Below are 23,046 nucleotides of genomic sequence, written 5' to 3'. Positions count from 1 at the left end.
AGCTTGGTTTAGTCGTGGGTTACGCCACCTCGCTGGTCGGCAGCGTACTCTCGCTCGTGATGTACGCCCATATGCTCGGCCCAACCGATTATGGGCGTCTTGCGGTCGATCTTGCTCTGGTCGAAGCATTGCAGGCCGTGCTGTTCCAGTGGCACAGACTTGCCATTGTGAGGTTCTGGGCTGAGAGTGAAAGGGCAGGCATTGCATCGTATTTGACTACTTACCATTTGACTTGGCTTGCCTTGGCTTGTGCGGTGGTCCTCGTGTCTGGTGTTTTCCAGATAGCCAGCGGCAAGGTTTCAACAATCGAGTGGCCTACTGTAATCGTAATGGGAATTGCGAAGAGCGCGGCGCTATACGCCCAGGAAATTGCTCGGGCATCAGGAGCCAGCCTGCGCTATGCGGCCGGAGCGCTGCTTCTAACCGTCGGTAGTTCAGTCGCAGGTGTGATTGCCTATCGATCGACCCAATCTATTACTTCCGTGCTAATCGTGTCGGCGGCTGTATTTGCACTGTCGGGCATCGTATGTGTATGGCGAGAAGCGGCGACCGTGAGGGGAGGGAAATTCAGCCGCGAACATTTTCGTACGATGCTGCGATACGGACTGCCCCTGGTTCCCGTTTTTGTTTCAGTCACCGCATTGACAAGGCTCGATCGTCCCATCCTCGCATTGTTCGCTCCGGCCTCCGTCGTCGGTGCCTATGCGGCGGCAACGGCGTTGATTACGAATATGGTCTCCGCGGCCTGCCTGTTGGTGGTGACGCCTGTCTATCCATGGCTGCTTCGGGAAAAGGAAACTCGCCCGGAGCATGAATACAGACGCTTGCACGCACAGACTGGGCTACTGATGTTGTCAGGCGTTTTTGCGATCGGCACAGTGATGTATTGCGCACGTGTCGCGCTGCTGCCGGTGCTACTCGGAGTAGCGATCGGAAATGCTGCCGAGCCCTATGTGTTGCCTCTCCTTCTTATCGCAATCGTTGGGGCATTCCGGGCACACTTTTTTGATCAGGCATATCACCTGTTTTCGCGGACGCGCATGTTGATGGCAATTAATATCGCCACGCTTGTTGTCGCCGTGGTCGCGCTCTACACAGGCGCGAGGCTGGGTGGCGTTGAGGGATTGCTCTGCGGATTGTTTGTGGCGAACGCCTTGTCTCTGCTTGCGAGTGCAATTTTTGCGCGCTCGTTCGTCAACTTGAGACACCTGTCGGGCGGTGTCGGGGCGCTCGCTGCTGTATCTGTCGTCTCCGGTTTGGCCGGCGAATTGCTGACCCGCTTCGGAACGCATATTGCAGCCGATCCCAAGTTCGCGGCGATCGTATCAGCGACAGGAGCTGTCCTGGTGTTTGTGACCGGAATGTACTTGGCGAACGTCGGCGCGATCCGTTCATCTGGATGGAGGCGGACTTGAAAGGCCGGTACGACGTGTTGTTTCATATACCCTCGTTGAAGGGCGGAGGGGCGGAACGTGTGGCCGTCGAGGTGGCGCGCTTCTTCGTTGAGCAAAAAAAATCGGTCGGTTTCTTCGTGCATGACGATGGGATCGCATACGACCTGCCGGCAGGTGTTGAAGTCATTGTAGCTCGACACCACGGGCATTTTCGACGTGTCGCTGAGTTCAGGTCGTTGCTGAAGAACGCCGAAGTTCACGCGGTCATCTCGCTTCTACCGTATGCGAACCTGATCTCGCTGCTCGCGAATGTGGGGCGGACGGGTTGCGTCCGACTGCTTGTTAGCGAGCATCAGTCATATGAGAATTTCCGCCCAGTCGGGATTAAGGAGCGAATCAAGTTTGGTTTGCTGACGCGGTTGTATGCGCGCAGCGATGTGATCGTCGCAGTATCGAGCGGAATCGCAAATGATTTGCGCCGGCGACTGGGTAGCGTCGGCGCCGGCAAAGTCGTTGTCATTCACAACCCTTGCTATATCCAGGACGCCGTCGGGATGCTTAGGCGTTGCTCGACATCTTCTCTTACGGTGCTGGCCGTTGGACGACTGGTTCACGAGAAGGGATTTGACGTGCTGATCGACGCATTCGCCGCAGTCAGTCTGAAACTGCCGCGCGCGCGACTGGTGATCGTCGGGGAAGGTCCAACGCGGAATGAATTGGAAGCACAGATTGCGCGGCTCGGCCTGACGGACAAAGTGACCTTGCCGGGGTTCACGCGAGCCATTGCAGACGAGTATCGTCGTGCCGACCTTTTTGTTCTGACTTCGCGCGCGGAGGGGTTTGGAAATGTGTTGGTCGAGGCGATGTCTTTTGGGCTGAAGATTGTGTCAACAGACTGCCCAGGGCCGGCAGAGATTCTCGCCAACGGAACATATGGGACGCTCGTTCCGGTCGAGGATGTGAATGCGATAGCGGAAGCAATGACGAATGCTCTGGAGGCGGCGAGCGATCCCTGCAGGCAAATTGGGCGAGCGCAGGACTTCTCCCTTGACTTGATCGGTGCCCAATACGCGAAAGTGATGGGGCTTGCGTGATGACGATTGAACGGTCCGCGTTGGCTACACGTTTCGCCATGCTCGCAGTAATGTGCGCCCTTTTTTTGAGTGGTTCTACGCTAAATAGTTTGGGCCTGAACTACTCGACTGATTCGTCGGGAGGCGGCCTAAAACTTCACCCTTATACGATTCTCACGACTATTGCGTTGGTTTTGGTGGCATGTGGGTCGCGATCATTCAAGGGTTGCTGGGCCGTCAGGCAGTTTCGTACGGCAATAGTGGGAGCCGCGGTCACGTTTCTCATTCTGATGCTGAAGGCGGCGACAGGCAGCGGGCAGGCATTGGGATTCGCCGTTGACACGATTTTTGCGGCATTTCTCGTGACGGCCATTTTCCCTTTTTTGCAGGCCGGTATTACTAGGCAGTTGTCCATAGCCTGCATGCTATTTCTGCTTACCGAATGTCTTTTGGCCCTGATCGAAGTTATAGCGCACGTCAACCTTATACCGATCGATACCTGGTATGGACAGTACTTTCGCGCGACCGCCCTACACGGACATCCGTTGAATAACGCGCTTATTCTGGTAACAGTGGCGACCGCTACGCAGGCATGTGTGCGGCGGTGGGTGTCCGTTTCGATTTTCTTTCTGACGGTCTGTGCGCTCGTGGCGTTTGGCGGTCGCGGCGCGCTGGCAGCGTATCTGCTTGTCAATACCATTACCTTCGTCCGTTTTGGATTGAGGTCAGCGCAGCGAGTCATCGTACTGATAGCGGGTGGCGCACTGTGCGTCGTTAGTCTGGCTTGGCTGCTCTTCTCTGGAGTGGTGGGAGACCGGATTATGCAGGTTGGTGCTTATGACGATAGCTCCCAGGTGCGCGTACAGTCGATCGATGTCCTGAATCACCTGGACTGGTCGCGGCTTCTGGCTGGCATTGATCCAAACGAAATTTCCCGTTTGATGGAACAGGAAAAAGTGGGAGTGGTCGAGAATTTCGCCGTGGACTACGTTCTCATGTTTGGTGGAATTATGGCCGCAGTCATGTTCTATTTCGTGTATCGAACATGTAAAGCGTTCTTTTCGGAAGTCTCCTCCGCAGGTCGGCGCCACCTGCTGGCCGTTCTATTTGTGTTTACGTGCACAGCACTGACGAACAACTCATTGGCGACCAAGACTTCGGCTCTGTATCTTCTGATGGTCGGACTGTGGTGTGTCCGGGGCCAATTCCTCTTGCCTCGACATCCTGATGAGCGGCCCGCATATCAGTCGATAAAGCACCCTACCAGTGTGTAATTCTTCTGTTTTCAATCGCAGGCCTTGATGGGGCAATGCTCATTATGACGCCCCCATCCCGAGTAAACGGTGAAGTTCCAAATGAAAGATTTGTCGAATCGAAGTACGCAACGCTCGATCATACAGCTTGGCCCAAGCATGTCTGCCCAAGGCGGAATTGCATCGGTTCTCGCGAGCTATGCATCGTATCAACGTGGATTTGAACAACTGGGATACCGTTTGATTTTCATCGCTAGCTGCGCGGACGCTGGTCGCAGTGGAATTTTGACCTTTATCGCGGCATGGTGTCGGCTGATCTTACTGTCGTTACGTGGCAGAGTAAATCTTGTTCATATCCACTCTGCAACGAGAGGGTCGTTGTTGAGGAAGGCGATTTTTGCACTTACATGCATCGTGCTGAGAAAAAAATATGTAATGCATATTCACAACGGCGCTTTCGCAGCGTATTACAAAGGGTTACCTTGGCCTGCCCGCGTCATTGTCCGCTTGGTGCTGAGAGATGCCACGTCAGTCATTTGTCTGTCGACGCACGCACGAGAGCAGTTCATTGCAATGAAGCTGGCGATGGCAGACAAATGCCAACTTGTCTACAACGGCATCGATGATCCACTGGTCGAAAGCTCGAATCTCCCAGCATCGTCGCCCGCAATCACGATAACTTTCCTCGGAAAACTGTGCGAGGCTAAAGGGATTTTCACGCTGCTGGAGGCACTAGCGTTGCTGCCACCGACCACTCCGGCATATAAGCTGGTCGTGGGCGGTTCCGGAGATGAGGGAGTCTTCCGCGATTGGGTGGGTCGATCTGGGCTCAACGAACGTGTAACTTATCTAGGATGGGTTGACGGCGACGAGAAGAGTCGTTTGTTGAGAAATACAGACATATTTGTGCTTCCCTCAAGGAGCGAGGGATTCTCCGTTGCGATTCTCGAAGCCATGGCGTTCGGTATCGCTGTGGTGTCCTGCCGGATTCCAGGTGTGATCGATGCGGTTAGACAAGGACAAGAAGGGTTGCTTGTCGAGCCAGGTGAAGTCGAATGTTTGCGCGACGCTATTTCGTATCTTCTGAGCGATGGCGCCATGCGTCAGCGCCTTGGTGCATCGGCAAGACGGCGTTTTCTTGGCCAATTCACAATTCAACGTATGGCAAGCCGTCTGGATTCGGTCTACGAGAAAGCGATGCAATGACCATGCGGGCCAGCACCACCCGTGCGAAGAATTGTTGTGCGATAAAAGCGTTTGTCTGTCGATCGTCTTTACGTTCTGTGGCGATTAAATGAATGACTTCTGATTTCATTAGAAAGGTATTGAATCCCGAGCCGACAGGGGCGTCTACAACGAGCCTAAGCGGCGCTGTTCCATGCATGCGCCCAACTGAGTCGCACGGACGAAAAGGATCGGGAACTCGTTATGAAACGTATTGAGCTATTTTCTTGCCCGATGGATGTGGGCACGATGGATGAGGCGGTCGAATTGATCTGCTCCCGGCTCGAGCGAGGACAGTTCACTCAACATGTCGTCGTCAATGTGGCAAAACTTGTCCACATGCAGAGGGATGCTGAACTGGCCGCCTCTGTTCGCGCATGCGACCTCATTAATATTGATGGAATGGGCGTCGTTTGGGGGGCACGATTGTTAGGAGTTCCTGTACCGGAACGTGTAGCGGGAGTCGATCTATTCGAACGGTTGCTGGAAATGGCGGCACGAAAGGATCTATCGGTGTTTCTGCTCGGCGCGACCGAAGCGGTGGTGGCACGGACTGCGGTTGTCGTGTCGGAGCGGTATCCTGGGCTGCGGATCGCCGGTTATCACCACGGCTATTTCTGGGACGATGAAAAACGTGTAGTTGAGATGATCCGTCAATCAGGGGCAAGGTTGCTCTTCGTCGCAATCACATCGCCGAAGAAGGAGAATTTTATAGATCGATGGAAGGGCTATCTGGGTGTCGATTTCGTCATGGGCGTGGGTGGAACGTTCGACGTCGTGGCTGGAAGGGTGCGCCGTGCGCCACGCTGGATGCAATGCAGCGGGCTCGAATGGGCCTTTCGCGTTGCGCAGGAACCGCGACGGATGTGGAAGCGCTACTTTGTAACGAACGCGCTCTTCACGTTGATGTTGCTAAAGACGAGGCTGGCTTTGGTTCTCAATCGCACGGCCGGAGGACACGTTAAATAGCATTGCATAGCCCAACGCGAGGCTCGCCCCTCGACGAAGCTTTTCACGTACCAAGGAGTCTAATGAAACGTCTGAAGCCATTTCTGTGGGCCTCTGTCTTTGCTTGTAGCGGACCGACGCATGCTCAGGAATTCTCGATGCGATGGACGGACCCGTCGACTTCAGCATTAGCCAGCACGTTTACGACGGTCAATCGTTGGAACTGGCAAAACGGGCTCGATTTGTTATACGGCATTCAAAGCCCATCCGCGGATAACGTGACGATCGTTGACGATCCTGTCGTGCAAGGACGGAAGGCCGTTAAGGTGTACATCCGCAGTGACCAGAATTACTCGCAAGTGGCAAATGGTTCGCCCCGAGCTGAAATGGTATTCAAGGGCGACTTGAAGTTTGTCCAAGGAAAGGACTATCTGGTGCAGTGGAGTACCTATATACCGCCGAGCTATTTGTTCGATCCTAACCTTCTAATGGTGATCACACAGATTCACCAGGGGCCTTCGGCCGGGTCTCCAGCAATGGAATTGGACCTGAATGGCAGCACGTATGTTGTTTCAGTTCGCGGTGGGAGTCACGGGGCTTATAGTAAGCAAATCTGCTGTGCAACGCAGGATCGTGGGAAATGGGTCAACTGGGCTCTGCGTTATGTTCCCGATTCAAACGGCGCCCATGCGTCAACGCAGTTGTGGAAGGACGGCGTTGCTGTCTTTGCGACCCAAGGCGTACCGAACGCATATACGGGCGATAACGACGCCTATCTGAAGATGGGAATTTATTTGCTGTCACCGTTCCAGAGCCTCGATGAACTCACTTTGCTATTCGGGCCGGTGACAATTGGTCAGCAGTGATGTCGTGACAATCGACGTTCGCGTGTTCGTGTGAAGTGAAGGAGCGAGGGATGCGAAAGCCTGGCACCGCGCCTGGAATACCCTCACCCCCTCCTCACCATCAAAAACCCCACCCCAATCGCCGCCAGAAAACCCCCACAACACCGATTGAACCATCGCCGCACCGTCGCACGGACCAACCATTTCCCGAGATACATCCCCGCCCACGAATACAACGCGATAGCAAACCATTCCAGCACCAGAAAACTGATGCCCAGCACCGCGAACTGCGGCAGCATGGGCTTGGCGATATCGACGAACTGCGGCAAAAACGCGGTGAACACCAGAATGGCTTTCGGGTTCCCGGCGGCCACGAGGAACTCCCGCCGCGCGACCCGTGCAAGGGATGCATCGTCCTGTTGCGTCGTGTCGATGGTTGGCGCGTCGCTGCGCCACAGCTGGATGGCGAGCCAGATCAGATAAGCAGCGCCGGCCAGTTTGATGGCCAGAAAGAACCACTCCGAAGCGTGTAACACAACCGCAAGCCCCGTTGCGGCAAGCACGAGCATCAAGGCGAAAGCGACGAGGCGGCCCGTGCCGCCGACGAACGCGGTCATGAAGCCATGACGCGCCGCCACATTGATCGACAGCAGATTATTGGGGCCGGGCGCCAGATTGATCGCGAAACAGGCGGGTAGAAAAAACAGCCAGGCGGTAATGGACATGACGGCTCGCACGGTGAACGGACGTTGGAGATCCATCGCACGGCGCAACGGCAGCCCGCGCGATACCCTCTGGCCTATTGTAGCGAAACCCGTTCCAGCTCACGCTGCCGGCGCCCTCAATTCACCGCTTTGACAAACCCCGGATCGCCAATCAACGCGTCGACGTTCAGCCTGACCGTGTCTTCGATTGCGATGGTGTTGCTGGTGAACTTGGGCGATTTTTGCTTGACCGTCTTGGTGGTGGAAAACACCACCTTCTGGGTCGTGGCATCGGTCACCACATAGCGCATCTTGAGCGTCCAGAACGCCGGCGACCGCGTGTCGTCCACTGAGAATTTCTCGATGCTGCCGCTGAGAACCCGTTTGCCTGCGTCGAGATGAAAACCGGCGATTTTCAGGCGGTTCACAATGCCGTCGCGCACGGTTTCATTGATATCGTCTTTGAGCACGACGCCCGTCATTGCCGTGTTTTCGATTCGGTTCGGCGAGACCTCTCCATTGCGGGCTGGCATGTAGGGGAAGTCACGGGCAGGGGCGACGCTGAGCCAGCCGGTTGGATGCGCCGCCGCGCGCGGCGTGCTATTCAGGCCAAACCACGACCAGGAGCAGGCGGACAGCATCAACGGCAGCGCGATCGTGCCGCAACCTTTGAGCACGGTCGTCGTCAAGGGGGAGTGCGTGTGACTGAGCGATGGCGGCGCAGACGCGCTCCGGCGCGGCGACTCAGGCGCTGTGCTGGAAAAAGCGGCGGTCGAAGTCAGAGGAGTTACCCTTTTAAATTGAGTCATTCCGGGGAATAAACGACATGGTAACAGCGGCCCGGCCCCGTACATCTCTTAATGACATCGTGACCCGGATTCACGCTGGTTTCAAGCGGGCGTGCTCATCATAACCAGCAGGCGCTGTGATAAACACCGTGTCAATAGAGGATAACTGTTACGCGCGCGTCCTGGGTCCGGTCAGATCGATGCGGTAATCGTTATCTCACGACAATAACAGTCGCGTGTGACAACCCTTCGCGTCAGTCCCGCACATGGCATGCTCGTAATCGCTGATGGCGACGCTTGAGCTTGCGATAGTGCAGAGATTGCGGCGCGCACGCCCATTGTCGATTCGCGGTTCGGTTGATGCGTACCCGTACTTAACGCGTGGGTTCAATATTGCTAAGTATTACAAAACAAATGGGTGAACGCGTCGACTACTATCAGATCAACCCGTTCGCATTTCAGCCGGGCGAAGTCTTGAGCCTTGACGACGCGATCTTCTATACCGACTGCTGGCGAACACGCACGCAACAGAGGGCGTGTCACGCCGAGCCGTCAGAAGAACCCGGCTTTCCCCTGCGTCATATCCACCAACGCTCGCTGAGCGTCATCCACCGCGGTGATGGGCAGACGGATTGTCATCTTCACGAGCATCGCGTAAGCGCTGTCCGCAAGCGTATAGCCTTCGGCGTCGATCCATCGGCGCACTTTCGCCTCGTCGGCGTAGCTGACTTCGACGGTCAGCGAAACCTGCGCGATCCGCTCGACGCGCGGCGCATCCAGTAAAGCCGAAGCAATCGCATCGGTGTACGCGCGCACGAGCCCGCCGGCCCCGAGCTTCACGCCGCCGTAGTAGCGCACGACGGCGGCCAGCACGCCGTCGAGATCGTGATGCCGCAAGACTTCCAGAATCGGCCGGCCGGCGGTGCCGGAGGGCTCGCCGTCGTCGGACATGCCGGACTGGCCGCCTGCCAGCAACGCCCAGCAGACGTGCGTCGCGGCGGGATGCTCGTCGCGCAGACGCCGCAACTCGGCCATCGCGGCGTCGCGGTCGGCGACCGGTATCGCATACGCAATAAATCGACTCTTGCGAATCTCGAGTTCCGCGCTCAGCGCCGCGGGCAAGGTATAAGTGGGCAAGGCAAAGACTTCGGTGGATGAAAAAATGCGGGCCGCACGCGGCGCCGTGCCCGCCATGGTAACGGATCGGCGGCTGCGGACGGATTCGGCCTGCCATGCATTCGCGCGTAGAGCACGGTCATTGTCGCCGTGGTCTGCCGCCTCCGCGCCGCGCATCAATCGAATTGCACGCATTCGTCTACAATCTTTCGCTGAACGCCACGCGGTCGTCCGCGACAATCAGCGCGTCATCAAGGAGACAGCATGCTTGACCTATCCACGTTGGGGACTTTCGTTGCCGTCGTACTCGGGCTCTTTCTGATTCCGGGTCCTGCCGTGCTGCTGGTTTTGACGCGCACCGTGCATGGCGGTCGCAAGGCCGGCATTCTCACCGGCCTCGGTATCGCGGTGGGTGATTTCATTCATGCGCTGGGTGCATCGGTCGGCCTCTCGGCGCTGCTGATGACCTCCGCGCTCGCGTTCAACGCGGTGAAGTTCGTCGGCGCGGCCTACCTCGTCTATCTGGGCATTCGTGCATTGCGCGAGAAGCAGGCGAGTGCGCATATGCCGGCGGTGGCGCCGGTGTCGGCCTCGAAAGCGTTCTTTCAGGCCATTCCCGCCGAAGTGCTGAATCCCAAGACGGCGCTGTTTTTTCTCGCGTTCCTGCCGCAGTTCGTTCATCCCGAACACGGCTCCACGTTTCTGCAATTCACCACGCTCGGGCTAATCTTTGTCGGCATGAGTGCGCTTTATACGACGCTGATCGTATTGACCATTCGTCCGCTGGGCAAACTCGTCAGGCGCCTGACCTGGTTGACGCGCTGGCAGAACAAGATCATCGGCGTGCTGTTCATTTCGCTTGGCCTGCGCGTGGCGACACAAACGCGTTGAACGATCCGCGCGCTTGTTTCGCGCCGTCACGACAGGAGAGTGGGCACCGCGCGCTGACTAGATATTGCGGCGCTGTCGCCTGAGACGGCCTTCGCGCGCGTATTCCATCTGACCTTCGGTACGAACCGCAAGTCTTTCCTGTGCGGCGCGGCTCATCTGCCGCGTGTCGTCGATATCGCCGACACGCAGCACTTCCTGAGCGATCCTGATGCGCAGTGTCATCAACGGTTCGCCGCGTTCTACCAGCGCGCGGTCCGCTGCGCGGGCTTGCTGGACGCCGCAGTCGATCAGGTTGCGCAGCTCCAGCAGCGTAAGCCGCTGCCGCTGGATTTCGAGGATGAGCCGCTGAACGGCCTCTTCGTCGCGCGTGCGCCACCAGGCGCGCAGTTCGGCGAGCGTGGGCGGATCGAAGGGTGGAAGACGCATTGCTCAGACGAAAAAGTACTGTATATATGTACAGTATATCCCGTCTTTTTACGAACGCACGTGGAGCGCGTTCGCAGGTTCACTTCCTTCGCGCGAGGCGGCTCAAGTGTTCAACACAGCGCGAGCATGATGGACGTGGAGACCACGATGATGAAAAGACACGTGGCAGTAAGAATGTCGTAGGGATAGCGCATGGTGTATGACCATCTGACGTGGCGGGTTGTAGGGCCATCATAGGGATAAGCGCGCCGGGCGACTGTTAAGCTTTGCAAGACGTGGGGCGCGGGTGGGCGCCATGCGTCTGCATACGATCGGAGAGGTAAACATGAGCGATGTCGCATCTCGCGCGATCACGCGCGCACCGGAAATCGAGTTCTGGTTCGACTTCGGCAGTAACTACAGCTACCTCAGCGTGATGCGCATCGAGGCTCTGGCCGCGGCAAGGGGCTTGCGAATCGGCTGGCGCCCATTCTTGCTGGGGCCTGTTTTCCGCGACCTCGGTTTCGACAATTCACCGTTCGTGCTGCAGAAGGAGAAGGGCGCGTACGTATGGAAGGACATGGAACGGCAATGCCGCAAATATGGCATCCCGCTGAAGCGCCCCAGCACGTTTCCACGTGCGGCGCTCCTCGCCATGCGCGTGGCGCTGCTCGGCGCGGAGCGCGAATGGATCGCGGCGTACTGTCGCCAGATCATGCAACTGAACTTCGCGCATGACCGCGATATCGGCTCGTTGGAGGTGGTGAGCGAGGCGCTCGAGGAACTGGGATTGCCGGCCCGGCAGATCATCACCGAAGCGCAAAGCGACGCGAACAAACTGCGCCTGCGTGAGCAGACCTCGGCGGCCGCGGCACGCGGCATTTTCGGCGCCCCGACGTTTTTTATCGGCGATGAAATGTTCTGGGGCAACGACCGGCTGGATGATGCATTGGAGTACTGCGAGTCGATTGCCGCGCGTGGCTAGCGCAATGCATGCGCGACGTGTGAGCGACGCTGACGCGTGCTATTCGTCACCGTGCTGGCAGAAGCGCCGGCCCGGAACGTGCGAGACGACAGCTTGAGCAATTTCAAGCGGAGTGCTCTCGGCGGGCACCACCCGGCGACATGATTCGGGCGTGTGCTTCATGGTCCATTCGACGAGCCGGTAAGAACGTCCCCAAGGATGCTGCAGCGGGTCCGAGACCTTGCACGAATGAATCTGGTGGACCCATTCGTTGCCGGGCATGGCGCGCAGATGCTCGAATACCGTGTTTTCATCCATGGTTTGACTCCTTCTTCGCGGGCCTGCAGCCCGTCTTATCGCGCGTCGTCGACACCCTTGAGAAAAAGCGCCGCCGATGTTCTGGCGGCTTCAACAGGGGATGTTGTGCCTCATGGTTACAGCAAAGAATTAAGCGAGACTTAAGATCGCGAAAAAGCGTAGTCGGCGCGTACCCTCAAGACCTCGTGAAATCGGCCGTTATTAGAGCGGTTGGGGCTGCCGACCCCGCTTCGCCTTCGGGCTCGCACCTCATAACGTGACGAATCTCGCCCAAACGCCGCTTTCCGAGCGCCTTCGCTCGCTCGTCGATACCGTGCAGCACAATGAGCGCACGCTGCGCCGCTTCCAGACCGTGGAGTTGCGTTTGATCGGGGCGCAAGACTTCCCGTCCTTTGTCGATACGCTAATCAGTCTTTTGCCGCGGGAGTTCTCGCTGACGGGCGTGACGCTCTGGCTCGACGACCGCGCGCCGATGCTGCGCGAACTGCTCGAACCGGCCGCCTTGCAGGCGCTCGACCGGCCCAACCTGCGAACGTCGCGCGAGGGCGGTTTTGCCGCTCGAGGTCTATGCGACGATGGCCGGCCGTGGCTCGGCACGTTGCGCGAACTGGACGACACGGTGCGGCGCGCTTTCTTCGGCGACGCCGAAGCGCCGGCCAGTGCGATCCTGCTGCCGCTTGCCGCGGGCGACACCGTCAGCGGCTATCTCTGGCTCGGCAGCGACGATCCTGCGCGTTTCGGTCAAGGCATGGCCACCGACATTCTTGAGCGCTTCGCGAGCATCGTGACGGCGAGCCTCGACAATGTCGCGCATCGCGAGCGGCTCAAGCAACTGGGCATGACCGATTCGTTGACGGGCCTCGCCAATCGCCGCTACTTCGACGAGCGGCTGCGTGAGGAAGTCATGCGCGCCGTTCGCTATCGCATGCCGGTGGCGTGCCTGTTCATCGATATCGACAGCTTCAAGCGGATCAACGATACCTACGGTCATCAGGCCGGCGACCGCGCGCTGGCAGCGGTGGCGGCTTGTGTGCGGCAGCAGGTGCGCCTCGGCGATACCGTGGCACGATATGGCGGTGAAGAATTTGCCGCCCTGCTGCAAGGTGACCGGGCCGATGCGCTCACCGTTGCCGAGCGTGTACGGCTGGCGGTCGAGAGGCTGGCTTTGCAGGACGATCACGGTGAACGCATTGCCTTGACGGTGTCGATCGGCGTGGCGGCGCGGATGGTCAGCGGTACGCAGGCCGAGGCGGCCACGTTGGGCAGCGTGATCATTGAGGAAGCGGATCGCGCGATGTACCAGGCCAAGCGCAACGGCCGTAATCGCATCGAAGCGCTGGTGAATGCGGATGGAGATTGCGCGGCTGATTAGTTGGCGCATCCGGCGGCGATTGTGCGGCTGATTCGCCGGCGCATTCTGCAGAGATTGCGCGCCGCTTCGGCCCATCATTGCTTATGCCTGATCGCGCCGCAGGGCTTGCCGTCCGTGCGAAGGGATGGGGCGCGATGCGAGCTTCGCGCGAGGACTGCGTTTCCTGGGCCCCTGCCGCGCTACGAGCGGATCACGCCGTTGACCTCACCGCTCAACTCACGCCGCTCAATTCATACGGTCTACCTCAGGCCATTCAGCTAATACCGCCCAATTCACCCCGTCTACCTCACGCCATTCAGCTAACGCCACTCAATTCATACGGTCTACCTCAGGCCATTCAGCTAACGCCGTTCACACCCACCGGCGCATCCGGCGGCACGCCGAGCAATTGCAACGCTCCGCCCGTCACGCCGCTGAATACCGGACCGGCCACCGTGCCGCCATAGAACGCCTTGCCCGCCGGGTCGTCGATCATGACCGCGACGATCAGCCGTGGATCGCTCATCGGCGCCATGCCGACGAACAGCGCGCGGTAGCGGTTTTTCGCGTAGCTCGCGCCGACCTGTTTGCGCGCCGTGCCGGTCTTGCCGCCGACCCGGTAGCCTTCCACCGTCGCCGCGCGGCCTGTGCCCCCCACGCCGGTCGCCATTTCCAGCATCGAGCGGATGGCGCGCGCGGTCGCCGGCGTCGTGACCGTGTGACCTTTTTTGTCCGTGGACTGCGCGGCGCCGGCTTCCGCTCCCGCCCCCGGTCCATTACGCAACAGACTCACGTGATGCATCGTGCCGTCGCCCGCATAGGCCGTGTAGACCTGCGCGATCTGCAGCAGCGAGGTGGAGAGCCCATAGCCATACGCCATGGTCGCCTGTTCGATCGGACGCCAGCGTTTATACGGACGCACCTTGCCCGACGCCACGCCCGGAAAGGTCAGCTCGGGGCGCAGGCCGAGCCCGTATTCCTGATACTTGGTCCAGATCGTCTCGGCCGGCAGATTGAGCGCGAGCTTGGCGAGCGCGATGTTGCTCGACTTCTGCACCGCTTCGGCGACCGTCATCGCGCCGTGATTCGAGGTGTCGTGGATCACGGCCGGCCCGATCTTGTACCAGCCCGGCGCGGTATCGATGATGCTCTGCGGCCGCACCTTGCCCGCGTCGATCGACAGCGCGACGACCACCGGCTTGATCGTCGAGCCGGGCTCGAAGGTGTCGACCACCGCGCGATTGCGCAATTGACGGCCAGTCAGGCGGGCGCGGTCGTTCGGATCGAAGCTCGGATAATTGGCGAGCGCCAGAATTTCGCCATTGCGCGCATCGAGCACCACCACGCTGCCCGCCTCGGCGTGATGTTTGGCAATCGCTTCCTTCAACTGCGCGTAAGCGAGCTGCTGAATCCGCCGGTCGATCGTGAGGTGGATGGTGTCGCCGTTCTGCGCGGGCACGAGCGGCCGGGTCTCGGACACCACGCGGCCCAGACGGTCGCGGATCACTTCACGCTGGCCGGGCACGCCGAGCAGTTGCTCGTTGGCGGCGAGCTCGACGCCTTCCTGGCCGTTGTCCTCGACATCCGTGAAACCGACTACGTGCGCCGCCGATTCGCCTTCGGGGTAAAACCGCTTCGAATCCGCGATCTGCGTGATGCCGGCGAGGCCCAGTTTGGACAGATGCCCGGCGGTCTCGGCATCCACCTGCCGCTTGAGCAGAACGAAGGTCTTGTCGCCGTTCAGACGCCTGCGCAGCTCCGCGAGTGGCAGATCGAGCAACCTGGAGAGCGGCGCGACCGCTGCTTCGTCGATCAGTTTGGGCGAGGCCCAGATTTCATAGGTCGCGAGGCTGACGGCGAGCATCGAGCCGTTGCGATCGACGATCCGCCCGCGTGTCGCGTCGAGTTCGAGGGTACGCTGGTAGCGTTTCTGGCCCTGATCGACGTAGAAGTCCTGGTTCACCACCTGCACCCAGAACGCGCGCCCCGCCAGCGAGGCAAACGCGCCGAACACCAGCAGGACGATGAATTTCGAACGCCACATGGGCAGGCGCGCGGCCAGCAACTGGTTCTTCGCGACGGGCGCGTAGGGATCGTGAGACTGGGATTTCTTCTTGTGGATCATTGGGTGCGGATATCGAACAGCTCGATTAACTTGTGCCGCGTGGATCGGCGGCAATGAATACTTTGGGTGGCTGGCGCAATCGCCCCGGCAACCGATGTCGCTCCAATTGTAATAAGAACGTAATCTGTATGCGAGGTTCATGCAAGCTGATATTCGTTGGGTACGATGTCGCGGAGGGCGCCGCCGCCGAGGGCCGCGTGCGGAGTGCCGCAAACGGGCAGGGGCAGGGGCATAAAAAAAGCCGCGCGGACTTGAAAATCCGCGCGGCTGTTTCGTTCGATTAATGCGTCGACTCCGACGCGGCGTGTTAAAGAGGCGCTCCCTGCCTGTTGAGCGCCTTCTTTTTTATGTGCCTGCTTTTGTCGTTCCCGGGTGGTCCGACAATGCTCAGGCCGGCAGCGAGAAGCTCGAAATCGCTTCGCGCAGCACCCCCACCTGATCCTTCAGCGAATGCGCGGCAGCCGCGGCCTGTTCGACCAGCGCCGCATTCTGTTGCGTGACCTGGTCCATTTCGCCCACTGCACGATTGACCTGCTCGATGCCCGCGCTCTGTTCGCGCGAGGCGTTGCTGATCTCTTCGAGAATCTCGTTCACGCGACGCACCGACTGCACGATCTCGCCCATCGTCGAACCGGCGTTGGCGACCAGTGATGCGCCGGCTTCGACCGTATCGGTCGAGGTCTCGATCAAGGCCTTGATTTCCTTTGCCGCCGTGGCCGAACGTTGCGCGAGGCTGCGCACTTCGGCTGCGACCACCGCGAAGCCGCGTCCCTGTTCGCCCGCACGAGCCGCTTCCACGGCCGCGTTGAGCGCAAGAATGTTGGTCTGGAAAGCGATGCCGTCGATCACGCCGATAATGTCGCCGATCTGCCGCGAGCTGGTGGTGATTTCGCCCATTGTGCGCACCACGTCGTCGACCACGCGGCTGCCGCGCGTGGCGACGTCCGCGGCCTGGCCGGCGAGGTGCGCGGCCTGCTGCGCGCTGTCCGCGTTCTGCTTCACGTTGACCGTCATCTGGTCCATGCTCGACGCGGTTTCGACGAGCGCGGCGGCCTGTTCTTCGGTGCGCTGCGAGAGATCCGTGTTGCCGGCGGCAATTTCGGTCGCGCCGATATTGATGTTTTCCGTGCCGAGGCGCACGCGCGACACGGTCTCGACGAGACCGGCCTGCATCGTCTGGAGCGCGTGCAGCAGGCTGCCGGCGCTGTCCGGCTGGACCGGCACGCGCGTGGCGAGGTTGCCGCGCGCCATCAGCTGCGCGTGCTCCACGGCGGCTTCGAGATCGCCGCCGAGCGAGCGGCGAATGCTGCGCAGCACCAGCAGCATGACAGCGGTGGCGATCGCGCCGAGCGTGACGGTGATCACGAGCCAGCGCAGCAGATTGGCATAGAACGCGCTCTGTACGTCGTCCATATACATGCCGGTGACGATATACCAGTCCCACGGGACGAAGTGCAGCGAGTAGCTGGTTTTGGCCACCGGCTTATCGTTGCCGGGCTTGGCCCACAGATAGTCGACGAAGCCGCCGCCCTCGCGATTGCCCGCGGTGACGATATCGGTAAACAGATGGTTGCCCGCCGGATCGACGAACTGCCCGAGGTTCTTGCCGACCATTTCCGGCTTGAACGGATGCATCAGCATGACCGGCTGCGAATCGTTGACGGAGATGTAGCCGTCCTTGCCGTAGCGCATGGCCGCCAGTGTGGCGAGCGCCTGCTTTCTGGCTTCGTCTTCGCTGAGGGTGTGCTGTTGTGCGAGTGTGTAGTAGCGGCCGACGATATGGTTGGCCTGGTCGATCAGCGCTTGCAACTGATCGCGACGGTCCGAAATCATCGAGGCGCGGTTTTGCCATGCGCCGAAGCCGCCGATCAGGATCAGGCCGATCCAGAGGACGGCGATCATCGACGCCAGTTTCTTGTTCAAAGTCATAGCGGTTTTTGCTTTCGCACAGTGGTCGGTCAGGTTGGGGTTCGCTAGCGGCGAGTGGCTTGTCGCTGACTGTGTTTACGGCGCGGCGGCAGCGACTGCGCAGGGCAGGGGAAACCCGCTGTCAGGCATCCTTATTTGTCTGACTAAAAAGAGTCTTTACAGGCTGGATGGCATTTTTATGCAGCGATTCGCAGTGGTCCGTTTATTTTACTGATTCAATCGGGCTTTCCCTGTATTGCCAAATAAAAATGCGGATTTATTGAGTCGATATTAATAGTTAAGGCGTTCGGTAAATAAAAGCGGAATATCGGAAGTCTCAAGATCGCCACAATGGGTTATCGACAAAAACGACCCGGCGCATTGCCTGTCTGCATCCTGGCAAGCGGTTGCGTCATGATTCCACAAAACGCCAATAAAATACAAGCAAACGGTGCATTACCTCGGTTGCAAAAAACGACACATTTTTCCACTTATCCGCAAATGGAGAAAACCGCAGTCGTGGAAAAGACGAATAAATAAAAATTCCGCTATAGTCGCCATTTTCCAGTCGCCAGTCGGGCAAAAGAAGAGCACCAATAAGCCCGCCACCAGGAGTACAAAAAAATGAATGCCCGCGAACCTGCTTTCGTCTCCGCTTCCCGTAGTGCGCGCCTGCGCCAGATGCTCGTCAGCAACGAACTCGAATTCATGATGGAGGCCCATAACGGCCTGTCCGCGCGGATCGTCCGCGAAGCCGGTTTCAAGGCGATCTGGGGCTCGGGCCTCGCGATCTCCGCGCAATACGGCGTGCGCGACAACAACGAAGCAAGCTGGACGCAAGTCGTCGACACCCTCGAATTCATGGCCGACGCGAGCGACCTGCCGATCCTGCTCGACGGCGACACCGGCTACGGCAACTTCAACAACGTGCGCCGACTCGTGCGCAAGCTCGAACAGCGCGGCATTGCCGGCGTGTGTATCGAAGACAAGCAATTCCCCAAGACCAACAGCTTCATTAACGGCGAAGCGCAGCCGCTCGCCGATATGGACGAATTCTGCGGCAAGATCAAAGCCGGTAAGGACTCGCAGTCCGATGAAAACTTTTCGATCGTTGCGCGCGTGGAAGCGTTGATCGCCGGCTGGGGCATGGACGAGGCGCTGCGTCGCGCGGAAGCCTACCGGCAGGCCGGCGCGGATGCGATCCTGATTCACAGCAAGCTCTCGCGTCCCGACGAAATTCTCGAATTCGCGCGCGAGTGGGCGGGCCGTGGTCCGCTCGTGATCGTGCCGACCAAGTACTACAGCACGCCGACCGAAGTGTTCCGCGAAGCCGGCATCAGCACGGTGATCTGGGCGAACCATCTGATTCGCGCGGCGACCTCGGCCATGCAGGCGGTCGCCAAGGAAATTCACGCGAACGAAACGCTCGTCAACGTCGAAGACAGCATCGCCGCCGTCAACGAAATCTTCCGTCTGCAAGATGCCGACGAATACTCGGAAGCCGAAGACCGCTACCTGTCGAGCGGCCGCGCGGCCGGCTCCGCGGTCGTGCTCGCGGCAAGCCGCGGCAAGGGTCTCGAAGCCGTTACCGAAGACCGTCCGAAAGTCATGCTGCCGATCGCCGGCAAGCCGCTGCTGCGCTGGCTCGTCGATGCCTTCAAGAAGCAGGGTGTGAACGACATCACCGTGGTCGGCGGTTATCGCGCCGACGCGATCGACACGGCCGGTATCAAGCTCGTCGTGAATGAACAGCACGCGCAATCCGGCGAGCTCGCGTCGCTCGCCTGCGCGGTCGACAAACTGGCCGGCGACACGGTCGTCTCGTATGGCGATCTGCTGTTCCGCAGCTATATCCTGCGCGATCTGGTGGAGAGCGACGCGGCCTTCAGCGTGGTGGTCGATTCGTCGCTGACCGACGCGGAAAACGCCAGCGTGCGGGATTTCGCATGGTGCTCGGCGGCAGACGATCGCGGCCTGTTCGGCAACAAGGTCGTGCTGCGTCACGTGTCGAGCGGGCAGGACGCTGCTTCGTCGATCGCGTCGCAAACGCCGCATGGCCGCTGGGTCGGACTGCTGAACGTGCGCGGCGAAGGCCGTGAGCGTTTGCAGGCGGTCATGCGCCAGTTGCAGGCGCGGCCGGATTTCGCGTCGCTCGATATGCCCGCGTTGCTGAACGCGCTGATCGAAGCGGGCGAATCGATCGAAGTGCAATACGTGCACGGCCACTGGCGCGGCGTGAACGATCTCGAGGACTTCCGTCGTGCGGGCGACTTCGCGCATGCACAAGCGCCGTTCGCGGCCGCGGTCGGTGGCTCGGCGAACAGCGCGGCGAACAGCGCGGCGCATAGTGCGGAAAATCATGCGGCAAGCAGCGCAGCAACGGGCGCAGCGAGGGGAGCGGCGCAATGATCGAGGCGGCACAGTTCGTCGAGGCGGCGCGCGAGCGCGGCTTCGACTGGTATGCGGGCGTACCGTGTTCGTATCTGACGCCGTTCATCAACTACGTGTTGCAGGACGAGTCGCTGCATTACGTATCGGCGGCCAACGAGGGCGACGCCGTCGCCCTGATTGCGGGTGTCACGCTCGGCGCGCGCAACGGCCGGCGCGGCATCACCATGATGCAAAACTCCGGACTCGGCAACGCCGTGAGCCCGTTGACGTCGCTCACGTGGACCTTCCGTCTGCCGCAATTGCTGATCGTCACGTGGCGCGGCCAGCCCGGTGTCGCCGACGAACCGCAGCACGCCTTGATGGGTCCGATCACACCGGCCATGCTCGACACGATGGAGATTCCCTGGGAAACATTCCCGACCGAAGCCGACGCAATCGGCCCGGCTCTCGATCGCGCCATCGCGCATATGGATGAAACCGGCCGGCCGTATGCGTTGGTGATGCAAAAAGGCAGCGTGGCGCCGTACGAGTTGAAGGACAGCGGCGCGAGCGAGCGCCGCGTGCCCGTTGCGCCGCAGTCGCGGTTCGCGAATCTCGCGGCGAGTGACCTCGCTTCGCGTCACGATGCTTTGAAAAAGGTGATCGCGCACACGCCGCTCGAATCGACGGTGGTGCTCGCCTCGACCGGATTTTGCGGGCGCGAACTGTACGCGATCGACGACCGTCCGAACCAGTTGTACATGGTCGGCTCGATGGGTTGCGTGACGCCGTTCGCGCTGGGTCTCGCGCTCGCGCGTCCCGATCTGCATGTGGTCGCGCTCGACGGCGACGGCGCCGCGCTCATGCGCATGGGCGCGTTCGCGACCCTCGGCGCATACGGGCCGTCGAATCTCACGCACGTGCTGCTCGATAACGGCGCGCATGACTCCACGGGCGGTCAGGCGACGGTATCGTCGCAGGTTTCGTTTGCGGGCGTCGCCGCGGCGTGCGGTTACGCATCGGCGCTCGAAAGCGACGACGCGGCCGTGATCGACGACCTGTTCGAAGCGGCGCCGCTCGACGGTCCGCGTTTCGTGCGTCTGGCCATTCGCCGCGGCACGCCCGACGGGCTGCCGCGTCCCACCATTACTCCGCCGGATGTGAAGACGCGTCTCATGCGCCACATCGGCGCCGCTTGAAGTCAAGGAGCGCCCATGCTGCTACTCAATCCCGGTCCGGTGACGCTCACCGAACGCGTTCGCAACAGCCTGTTGCAGACGGATCTGTGCCATCGCGAAAGCGAGTTTTTCGATTTGCAGGAAGAGGCCCGCACGCGTCTGGTCGATCTGTACGGCCTCGATGCCGGCGAATGGCAAGCGGTCCTGATGACTGGCTCAGGCACGGCGGCGGTCGAAAGCATGACCGCGGCGCTGGTGCCGCAGAACGGCAAGCTGCTCGTGGTGGAAAACGGCGTGTACGGCGAGCGTATTTCGCAGATCGCCACGCAGTACGGGATCGCGCATGAATCGCTGAAGCACGACTGGATGCAGGCGCCCGACCTCGCGAAGATCGCCGAACGCCTCGACGCGGACAAGGCGTTCACGCACGTCGCCGTGATCCATCACGAAACCACGACGGGCCGCCTGAACGATCTGGCCGCGCTCGGCGCGTTGTGCCGCGAACGGGGGCTGCGTTTACTGGTGGACGGCGTCAGCAGCTTCGGCGCGGAATCGATCGATTTCACCGACACGAGTCTCGACGCGGTGGCGGCCACGGCGAACAAGTGCCTGCATGGCGTGCCGGGCGCGTCGTTCGTGCTGGTGCGCCGCGCGGCGCTCGGAGAGGCGGCGAGCCGCACGTACTACCTCGATCTCGGACGTCTTGCGCGTTTGCAGGATCAGCGCAACACGCCGTTCACGCCTTCCGTGCATGCGTACTACGCGCTTGTCGAAGCGCTGCGCGAACTCGCCGACGAAGGCGGCTGGCGCGCACGTCATGCGCGCTACGCGGCGCTCGCCGAACAGGCGCGCGCGGGGCTTGCCGAGCGCGGCATCGGCAGCGTGTTGCCGCCGGAGCAATCGTCGGTGGTGCTGCGCGCGTACCGTCTGCCGGCCGGCGTCGCTTATCCGCAACTGCACGACGCGCTCAAGGCGCGCGGCTTCGTCATCTACGCGGGGCAGGGCGGTTTGTCGGCGGAGCTGTTCCGCATCTCGACGATGGGCAACATTCACGCCGCCGACATCGACCGTCTGTTGCAAGGCTTTAGCGAACTGACGCGTTGATTCGCGCTTCCGGTGGCTGGCCGCGCAACGCGGTCACACCGGATCTTTGTCCGGCGGCCCATCGGGCCGCTGCGGTTCTTCGGTATGGTGGCCGGGTGACGGCGGCACCAGCGGATCGGCTTCCGGGTCGCGGTTCGGATCGGCATTGGGATCGGGAATCGGGCTGGTATGCATGTCGTAGCTCATGACGGCACCTTTGGCTGGAGAAGAGGACGGTACGGGCGGCGAGGTCGAACCCACGCCGGCCGCTCTTTTCAAGCGTAGACGTTTCCGGCGCGCCGCGTCTCTTACTTTTTCGCACGACGGCCCACGCTGAGCTGCCAGTAACGCTCGGTGGCGAAAATGTCGTCGTAATTGCCCGCGCCGAATGCGCGCAACTGGCTTTCGTAAGCGTTGACGGCTTCGCGTTTGAGTTGCGCGCGGCGTTGTGGATCGATCGTATAGCTGGCGCTCGGCTGGGCCGGTGTCGCGACGATGCCGCGCTGCGCGAGATCGGCGAGCCGCGCCTGCACCACGCCGGGCGTGCGGCGGTGAATCGCTTCCTCGTAGCCGAACCAGGTCAGATGCGACAGGCGCGGCAGGATTTCGCAGCAGGCCTCGAACACCCGCACGTGGTCGTCGTGATACAGGCCGAGCGGCATGAGCAGCGTATTCGCGGTCGTGCGGTAGATGGTTTCTTCGAGCGCCGCCGCCAGTTTGCCGATCGATGGCGAATCCAAATACTGGCTGTCGCGAAACGGCATGCGCAGCGGAATCGCGTCGAGCACTTCGAGTGCGCGGTTGTCTTCCAGCGTGCGCTCGTGAATGGCCTGATGGGCGTCGTTGAAGCCCGACCGGGCGTCCCATTCGGTATGCATCGGTTGCTCGGGCGGCGCGGCGAACACCGTGCAGACGGCGGCGTCGGGATGCGCGGCGAGCAACGCGCCGCAGCTGAAAACGGCGTCGTCGAAATGGGGCGAGACGATGAAAAGGCGCGGGCTGGTTTCGCTCATGGGACGTGTGATGGGTTCGCGACGCGCGGGCTGTGATGAGGTTGGCCGACTGTGCCCCGAGCGTCCCGCTGGTGCGCGGGAAAACGCGGCGTCAC

General features: G+C 60.5%; 21 protein-coding genes. 12 read left to right on the top strand and 9 right to left on the bottom strand.

The window, feature by feature from the left end; genetic code table 11:
- Positions 1-14: 14 nt before the first annotated feature.
- From P0D70_RS02850 to P0D70_RS02825, 6 genes are all read left to right on the top strand, one after another.
- Positions 15-1,415 (top strand): lipopolysaccharide biosynthesis protein, encoded by a 1,401-nt coding sequence (locus tag P0D70_RS02850; protein ID WP_408182333.1) that lies wholly within the window; start codon positions 15-17, stop codon positions 1,413-1,415.
- A complete protein-coding gene (locus tag P0D70_RS02845; protein WP_408182331.1) occupies positions 1,412-2,488 on the top strand; it encodes a glycosyltransferase in 1,077 nt (358 codons plus the stop codon). Before P0D70_RS02850 ends, P0D70_RS02845 begins: the two co-directional genes overlap by 4 nt.
- A complete protein-coding gene (locus P0D70_RS02840; RefSeq protein ID WP_408182391.1) occupies positions 2,488-3,741 on the top strand; it encodes a VpsF family polysaccharide biosynthesis protein in 1,254 nt (417 codons plus the stop codon). Before P0D70_RS02845 ends, P0D70_RS02840 begins: the two co-directional genes overlap by 1 nt.
- 81 nt (positions 3,742-3,822) lie before the next feature.
- The gene (locus tag P0D70_RS02835; RefSeq protein WP_408182328.1) at positions 3,823-4,926 is read left to right on the top strand and encodes a glycosyltransferase family 4 protein; all 1,104 of its coding nucleotides are present in this window, start codon (positions 3,823-3,825) and stop codon (positions 4,924-4,926) included.
- 222 nt (positions 4,927-5,148) lie between these two features.
- Positions 5,149-5,913: a WecB/TagA/CpsF family glycosyltransferase gene (locus P0D70_RS02830; protein ID WP_408182326.1), complete on the top strand. Its 765-nt coding sequence runs from the start codon at positions 5,149-5,151 to the stop codon at positions 5,911-5,913.
- 62 nt (positions 5,914-5,975) lie between these two features.
- A complete protein-coding gene (locus P0D70_RS02825; RefSeq protein ID WP_408182324.1) occupies positions 5,976-6,758 on the top strand; it encodes a heparin lyase I family protein in 783 nt (260 codons plus the stop codon).
- Between the two features lie 83 nt (positions 6,759-6,841).
- On the opposite strand, the gene P0D70_RS02820 is transcribed toward P0D70_RS02825, so the two are convergent.
- The 3 genes from P0D70_RS02820 to P0D70_RS02810 form a co-directional block, all read right to left on the bottom strand.
- Positions 6,842-7,462, bottom strand: coding sequence for a LysE family translocator (locus P0D70_RS02820; protein WP_408182322.1), 621 nt, complete (start codon positions 7,460-7,462; stop codon positions 6,842-6,844).
- 116 nt (positions 7,463-7,578) lie between these two features.
- Positions 7,579-8,118, bottom strand: a complete 540-nt coding sequence (locus P0D70_RS02815) for a hypothetical protein (RefSeq protein WP_408182389.1) — start codon at positions 8,116-8,118, stop codon at positions 7,579-7,581.
- 663 nt (positions 8,119-8,781) lie between these two features.
- Complete coding sequence (locus P0D70_RS02810) at positions 8,782-9,423, bottom strand: IMPACT family protein (protein ID WP_408182387.1); 642 nt, start codon at positions 9,421-9,423, stop codon at positions 8,782-8,784.
- 186 nt (positions 9,424-9,609) lie between these two features.
- On the opposite strand from P0D70_RS02810, the gene P0D70_RS02805 reads away from it, so the two are divergent.
- A complete protein-coding gene (locus P0D70_RS02805; protein ID WP_408182320.1) occupies positions 9,610-10,236 on the top strand; it encodes a LysE family translocator in 627 nt (208 codons plus the stop codon).
- A gap of 57 nt (positions 10,237-10,293) precedes the next feature.
- On the opposite strand, the gene P0D70_RS02800 is transcribed toward P0D70_RS02805, so the two are convergent.
- On the bottom strand, positions 10,294-10,662 hold the full coding sequence (locus P0D70_RS02800) for a hypothetical protein (RefSeq protein ID WP_408182318.1): 369 nt from the start codon (positions 10,660-10,662) through the stop codon (positions 10,294-10,296).
- A 325-nt stretch (positions 10,663-10,987) separates the two neighbouring features.
- Here P0D70_RS02800 and P0D70_RS02795 point away from each other — a divergent pair, with 325 nt between their 5' ends.
- The gene (locus P0D70_RS02795) at positions 10,988-11,626 is read left to right on the top strand and encodes a 2-hydroxychromene-2-carboxylate isomerase (protein WP_408182316.1); all 639 of its coding nucleotides are present in this window, start codon (positions 10,988-10,990) and stop codon (positions 11,624-11,626) included.
- A 39-nt stretch (positions 11,627-11,665) separates the two neighbouring features.
- Here the strand turns inward: P0D70_RS02795 and P0D70_RS02790 are convergent, their stop codons facing one another.
- Complete coding sequence (locus P0D70_RS02790; RefSeq protein ID WP_091802919.1) at positions 11,666-11,923, bottom strand: DUF2866 domain-containing protein; 258 nt, start codon at positions 11,921-11,923, stop codon at positions 11,666-11,668.
- A gap of 256 nt (positions 11,924-12,179) precedes the next feature.
- Here P0D70_RS02790 and P0D70_RS02785 point away from each other — a divergent pair, with 256 nt between their 5' ends.
- The gene (locus P0D70_RS02785) at positions 12,180-13,295 is read left to right on the top strand and encodes a GGDEF domain-containing protein (protein ID WP_408182314.1); all 1,116 of its coding nucleotides are present in this window, start codon (positions 12,180-12,182) and stop codon (positions 13,293-13,295) included.
- Between the two features lie 337 nt (positions 13,296-13,632).
- Here P0D70_RS02785 and P0D70_RS02780 read toward each other — a convergent pair whose 3' ends face one another.
- Positions 13,633-15,399, bottom strand: a complete 1,767-nt coding sequence (locus tag P0D70_RS02780) for a peptidoglycan D,D-transpeptidase FtsI family protein (protein WP_408182311.1) — start codon at positions 15,397-15,399, stop codon at positions 13,633-13,635.
- A 387-nt stretch (positions 15,400-15,786) separates the two neighbouring features.
- A complete protein-coding gene (locus P0D70_RS02775) occupies positions 15,787-17,328 on the bottom strand; it encodes a methyl-accepting chemotaxis protein (protein WP_091802911.1) in 1,542 nt (513 codons plus the stop codon).
- A gap of 603 nt (positions 17,329-17,931) precedes the next feature.
- Here P0D70_RS02775 and aepX point away from each other — a divergent pair.
- The 3 genes from aepX to P0D70_RS02760 are packed head-to-tail and all read left to right on the top strand — an operon-like array spanning position 17,932 to position 21,959.
- Positions 17,932-19,716, top strand: coding sequence for a phosphoenolpyruvate mutase (gene aepX, locus P0D70_RS02770; RefSeq protein WP_408182308.1), 1,785 nt, complete (start codon positions 17,932-17,934; stop codon positions 19,714-19,716).
- Positions 19,713-20,876: a phosphonopyruvate decarboxylase gene (aepY, locus tag P0D70_RS02765; protein WP_408182306.1), complete on the top strand. Its 1,164-nt coding sequence runs from the start codon at positions 19,713-19,715 to the stop codon at positions 20,874-20,876. The genes aepX and aepY overlap by 4 nt, the downstream gene beginning before the upstream one ends.
- A gap of 15 nt (positions 20,877-20,891) precedes the next feature.
- Positions 20,892-21,959, top strand: coding sequence for a 2-aminoethylphosphonate aminotransferase (locus tag P0D70_RS02760; protein WP_091802901.1), 1,068 nt, complete (start codon positions 20,892-20,894; stop codon positions 21,957-21,959).
- A gap of 33 nt (positions 21,960-21,992) precedes the next feature.
- Here the strand turns inward: P0D70_RS02760 and P0D70_RS02755 are convergent, their stop codons facing one another.
- Both P0D70_RS02755 and P0D70_RS02750 read right to left on the bottom strand, forming a co-directional pair.
- Entirely contained in the window at positions 21,993-22,145 is a 153-nt protein-coding gene (locus tag P0D70_RS02755) for a hypothetical protein (RefSeq protein WP_165614491.1), read from the bottom strand.
- A 101-nt stretch (positions 22,146-22,246) separates the two neighbouring features.
- Positions 22,247-22,951, bottom strand: a complete 705-nt coding sequence (locus P0D70_RS02750) for a PIG-L deacetylase family protein (protein ID WP_408182302.1) — start codon at positions 22,949-22,951, stop codon at positions 22,247-22,249.
- Between the last annotated feature and the right edge of the window lie 95 nt (positions 22,952-23,046).

The sequence above is a fragment of the Paraburkholderia sp. RL17-381-BIF-C genome (assembly GCF_046026435.1).
GTDB lineage: Bacteria > Pseudomonadota > Gammaproteobacteria > Burkholderiales > Burkholderiaceae > Paraburkholderia.
The sequence above is the reverse complement of the archived record's forward strand: the minus strand, read 5'-3'. Positions and strand labels throughout refer to the sequence as shown.

What these genes read in the sequence shown, in the direction of transcription:
- aepY (WP_408182306.1), top strand. Translation starts at nt 19,713, where the DNA reads ATGATCGAGGCGGCACAGTTCGTCGAGGCGGCGCGCGAGCGCGGCTTC.
- P0D70_RS02830 (WP_408182326.1), top strand. Translation starts at nt 5,149, where the DNA reads ATGAAACGTATTGAGCTATTTTCTTGCCCGATGGATGTGGGCACGATG.
- P0D70_RS02755 (WP_165614491.1), bottom strand. Translation starts at nt 22,145, where the DNA reads ATGAGCTACGACATGCATACCAGCCCGATTCCCGATCCCAATGCCGAT.
- P0D70_RS02820 (WP_408182322.1), bottom strand. Translation starts at nt 7,462, where the DNA reads ATGTCCATTACCGCCTGGCTGTTTTTTCTACCCGCCTGTTTCGCGATC.
- P0D70_RS02810 (WP_408182387.1), bottom strand. Translation starts at nt 9,423, where the DNA reads ATGGCGGGCACGGCGCCGCGTGCGGCCCGCATTTTTTCATCCACCGAA.
- P0D70_RS02825 (WP_408182324.1), top strand. Translation starts at nt 5,976, where the DNA reads ATGAAACGTCTGAAGCCATTTCTGTGGGCCTCTGTCTTTGCTTGTAGC.
- P0D70_RS02800 (WP_408182318.1), bottom strand. Translation starts at nt 10,662, where the DNA reads ATGCGTCTTCCACCCTTCGATCCGCCCACGCTCGCCGAACTGCGCGCC.
- P0D70_RS02805 (WP_408182320.1), top strand. Translation starts at nt 9,610, where the DNA reads ATGCTTGACCTATCCACGTTGGGGACTTTCGTTGCCGTCGTACTCGGG.
- aepX (WP_408182308.1), top strand. Translation starts at nt 17,932, where the DNA reads ATGAATGCCCGCGAACCTGCTTTCGTCTCCGCTTCCCGTAGTGCGCGC.
- P0D70_RS02795 (WP_408182316.1), top strand. Translation starts at nt 10,988, where the DNA reads ATGAGCGATGTCGCATCTCGCGCGATCACGCGCGCACCGGAAATCGAG.
- P0D70_RS02760 (WP_091802901.1), top strand. Translation starts at nt 20,892, where the DNA reads ATGCTGCTACTCAATCCCGGTCCGGTGACGCTCACCGAACGCGTTCGC.
- P0D70_RS02840 (WP_408182391.1), top strand. Translation starts at nt 2,488, where the DNA reads ATGACGATTGAACGGTCCGCGTTGGCTACACGTTTCGCCATGCTCGCA.
- P0D70_RS02750 (WP_408182302.1), bottom strand. Translation starts at nt 22,951, where the DNA reads ATGAGCGAAACCAGCCCGCGCCTTTTCATCGTCTCGCCCCATTTCGAC.
- P0D70_RS02790 (WP_091802919.1), bottom strand. Translation starts at nt 11,923, where the DNA reads ATGGATGAAAACACGGTATTCGAGCATCTGCGCGCCATGCCCGGCAAC.
- P0D70_RS02835 (WP_408182328.1), top strand. Translation starts at nt 3,823, where the DNA reads ATGAAAGATTTGTCGAATCGAAGTACGCAACGCTCGATCATACAGCTT.
- P0D70_RS02780 (WP_408182311.1), bottom strand. Translation starts at nt 15,399, where the DNA reads ATGATCCACAAGAAGAAATCCCAGTCTCACGATCCCTACGCGCCCGTC.
- P0D70_RS02775 (WP_091802911.1), bottom strand. Translation starts at nt 17,328, where the DNA reads ATGACTTTGAACAAGAAACTGGCGTCGATGATCGCCGTCCTCTGGATC.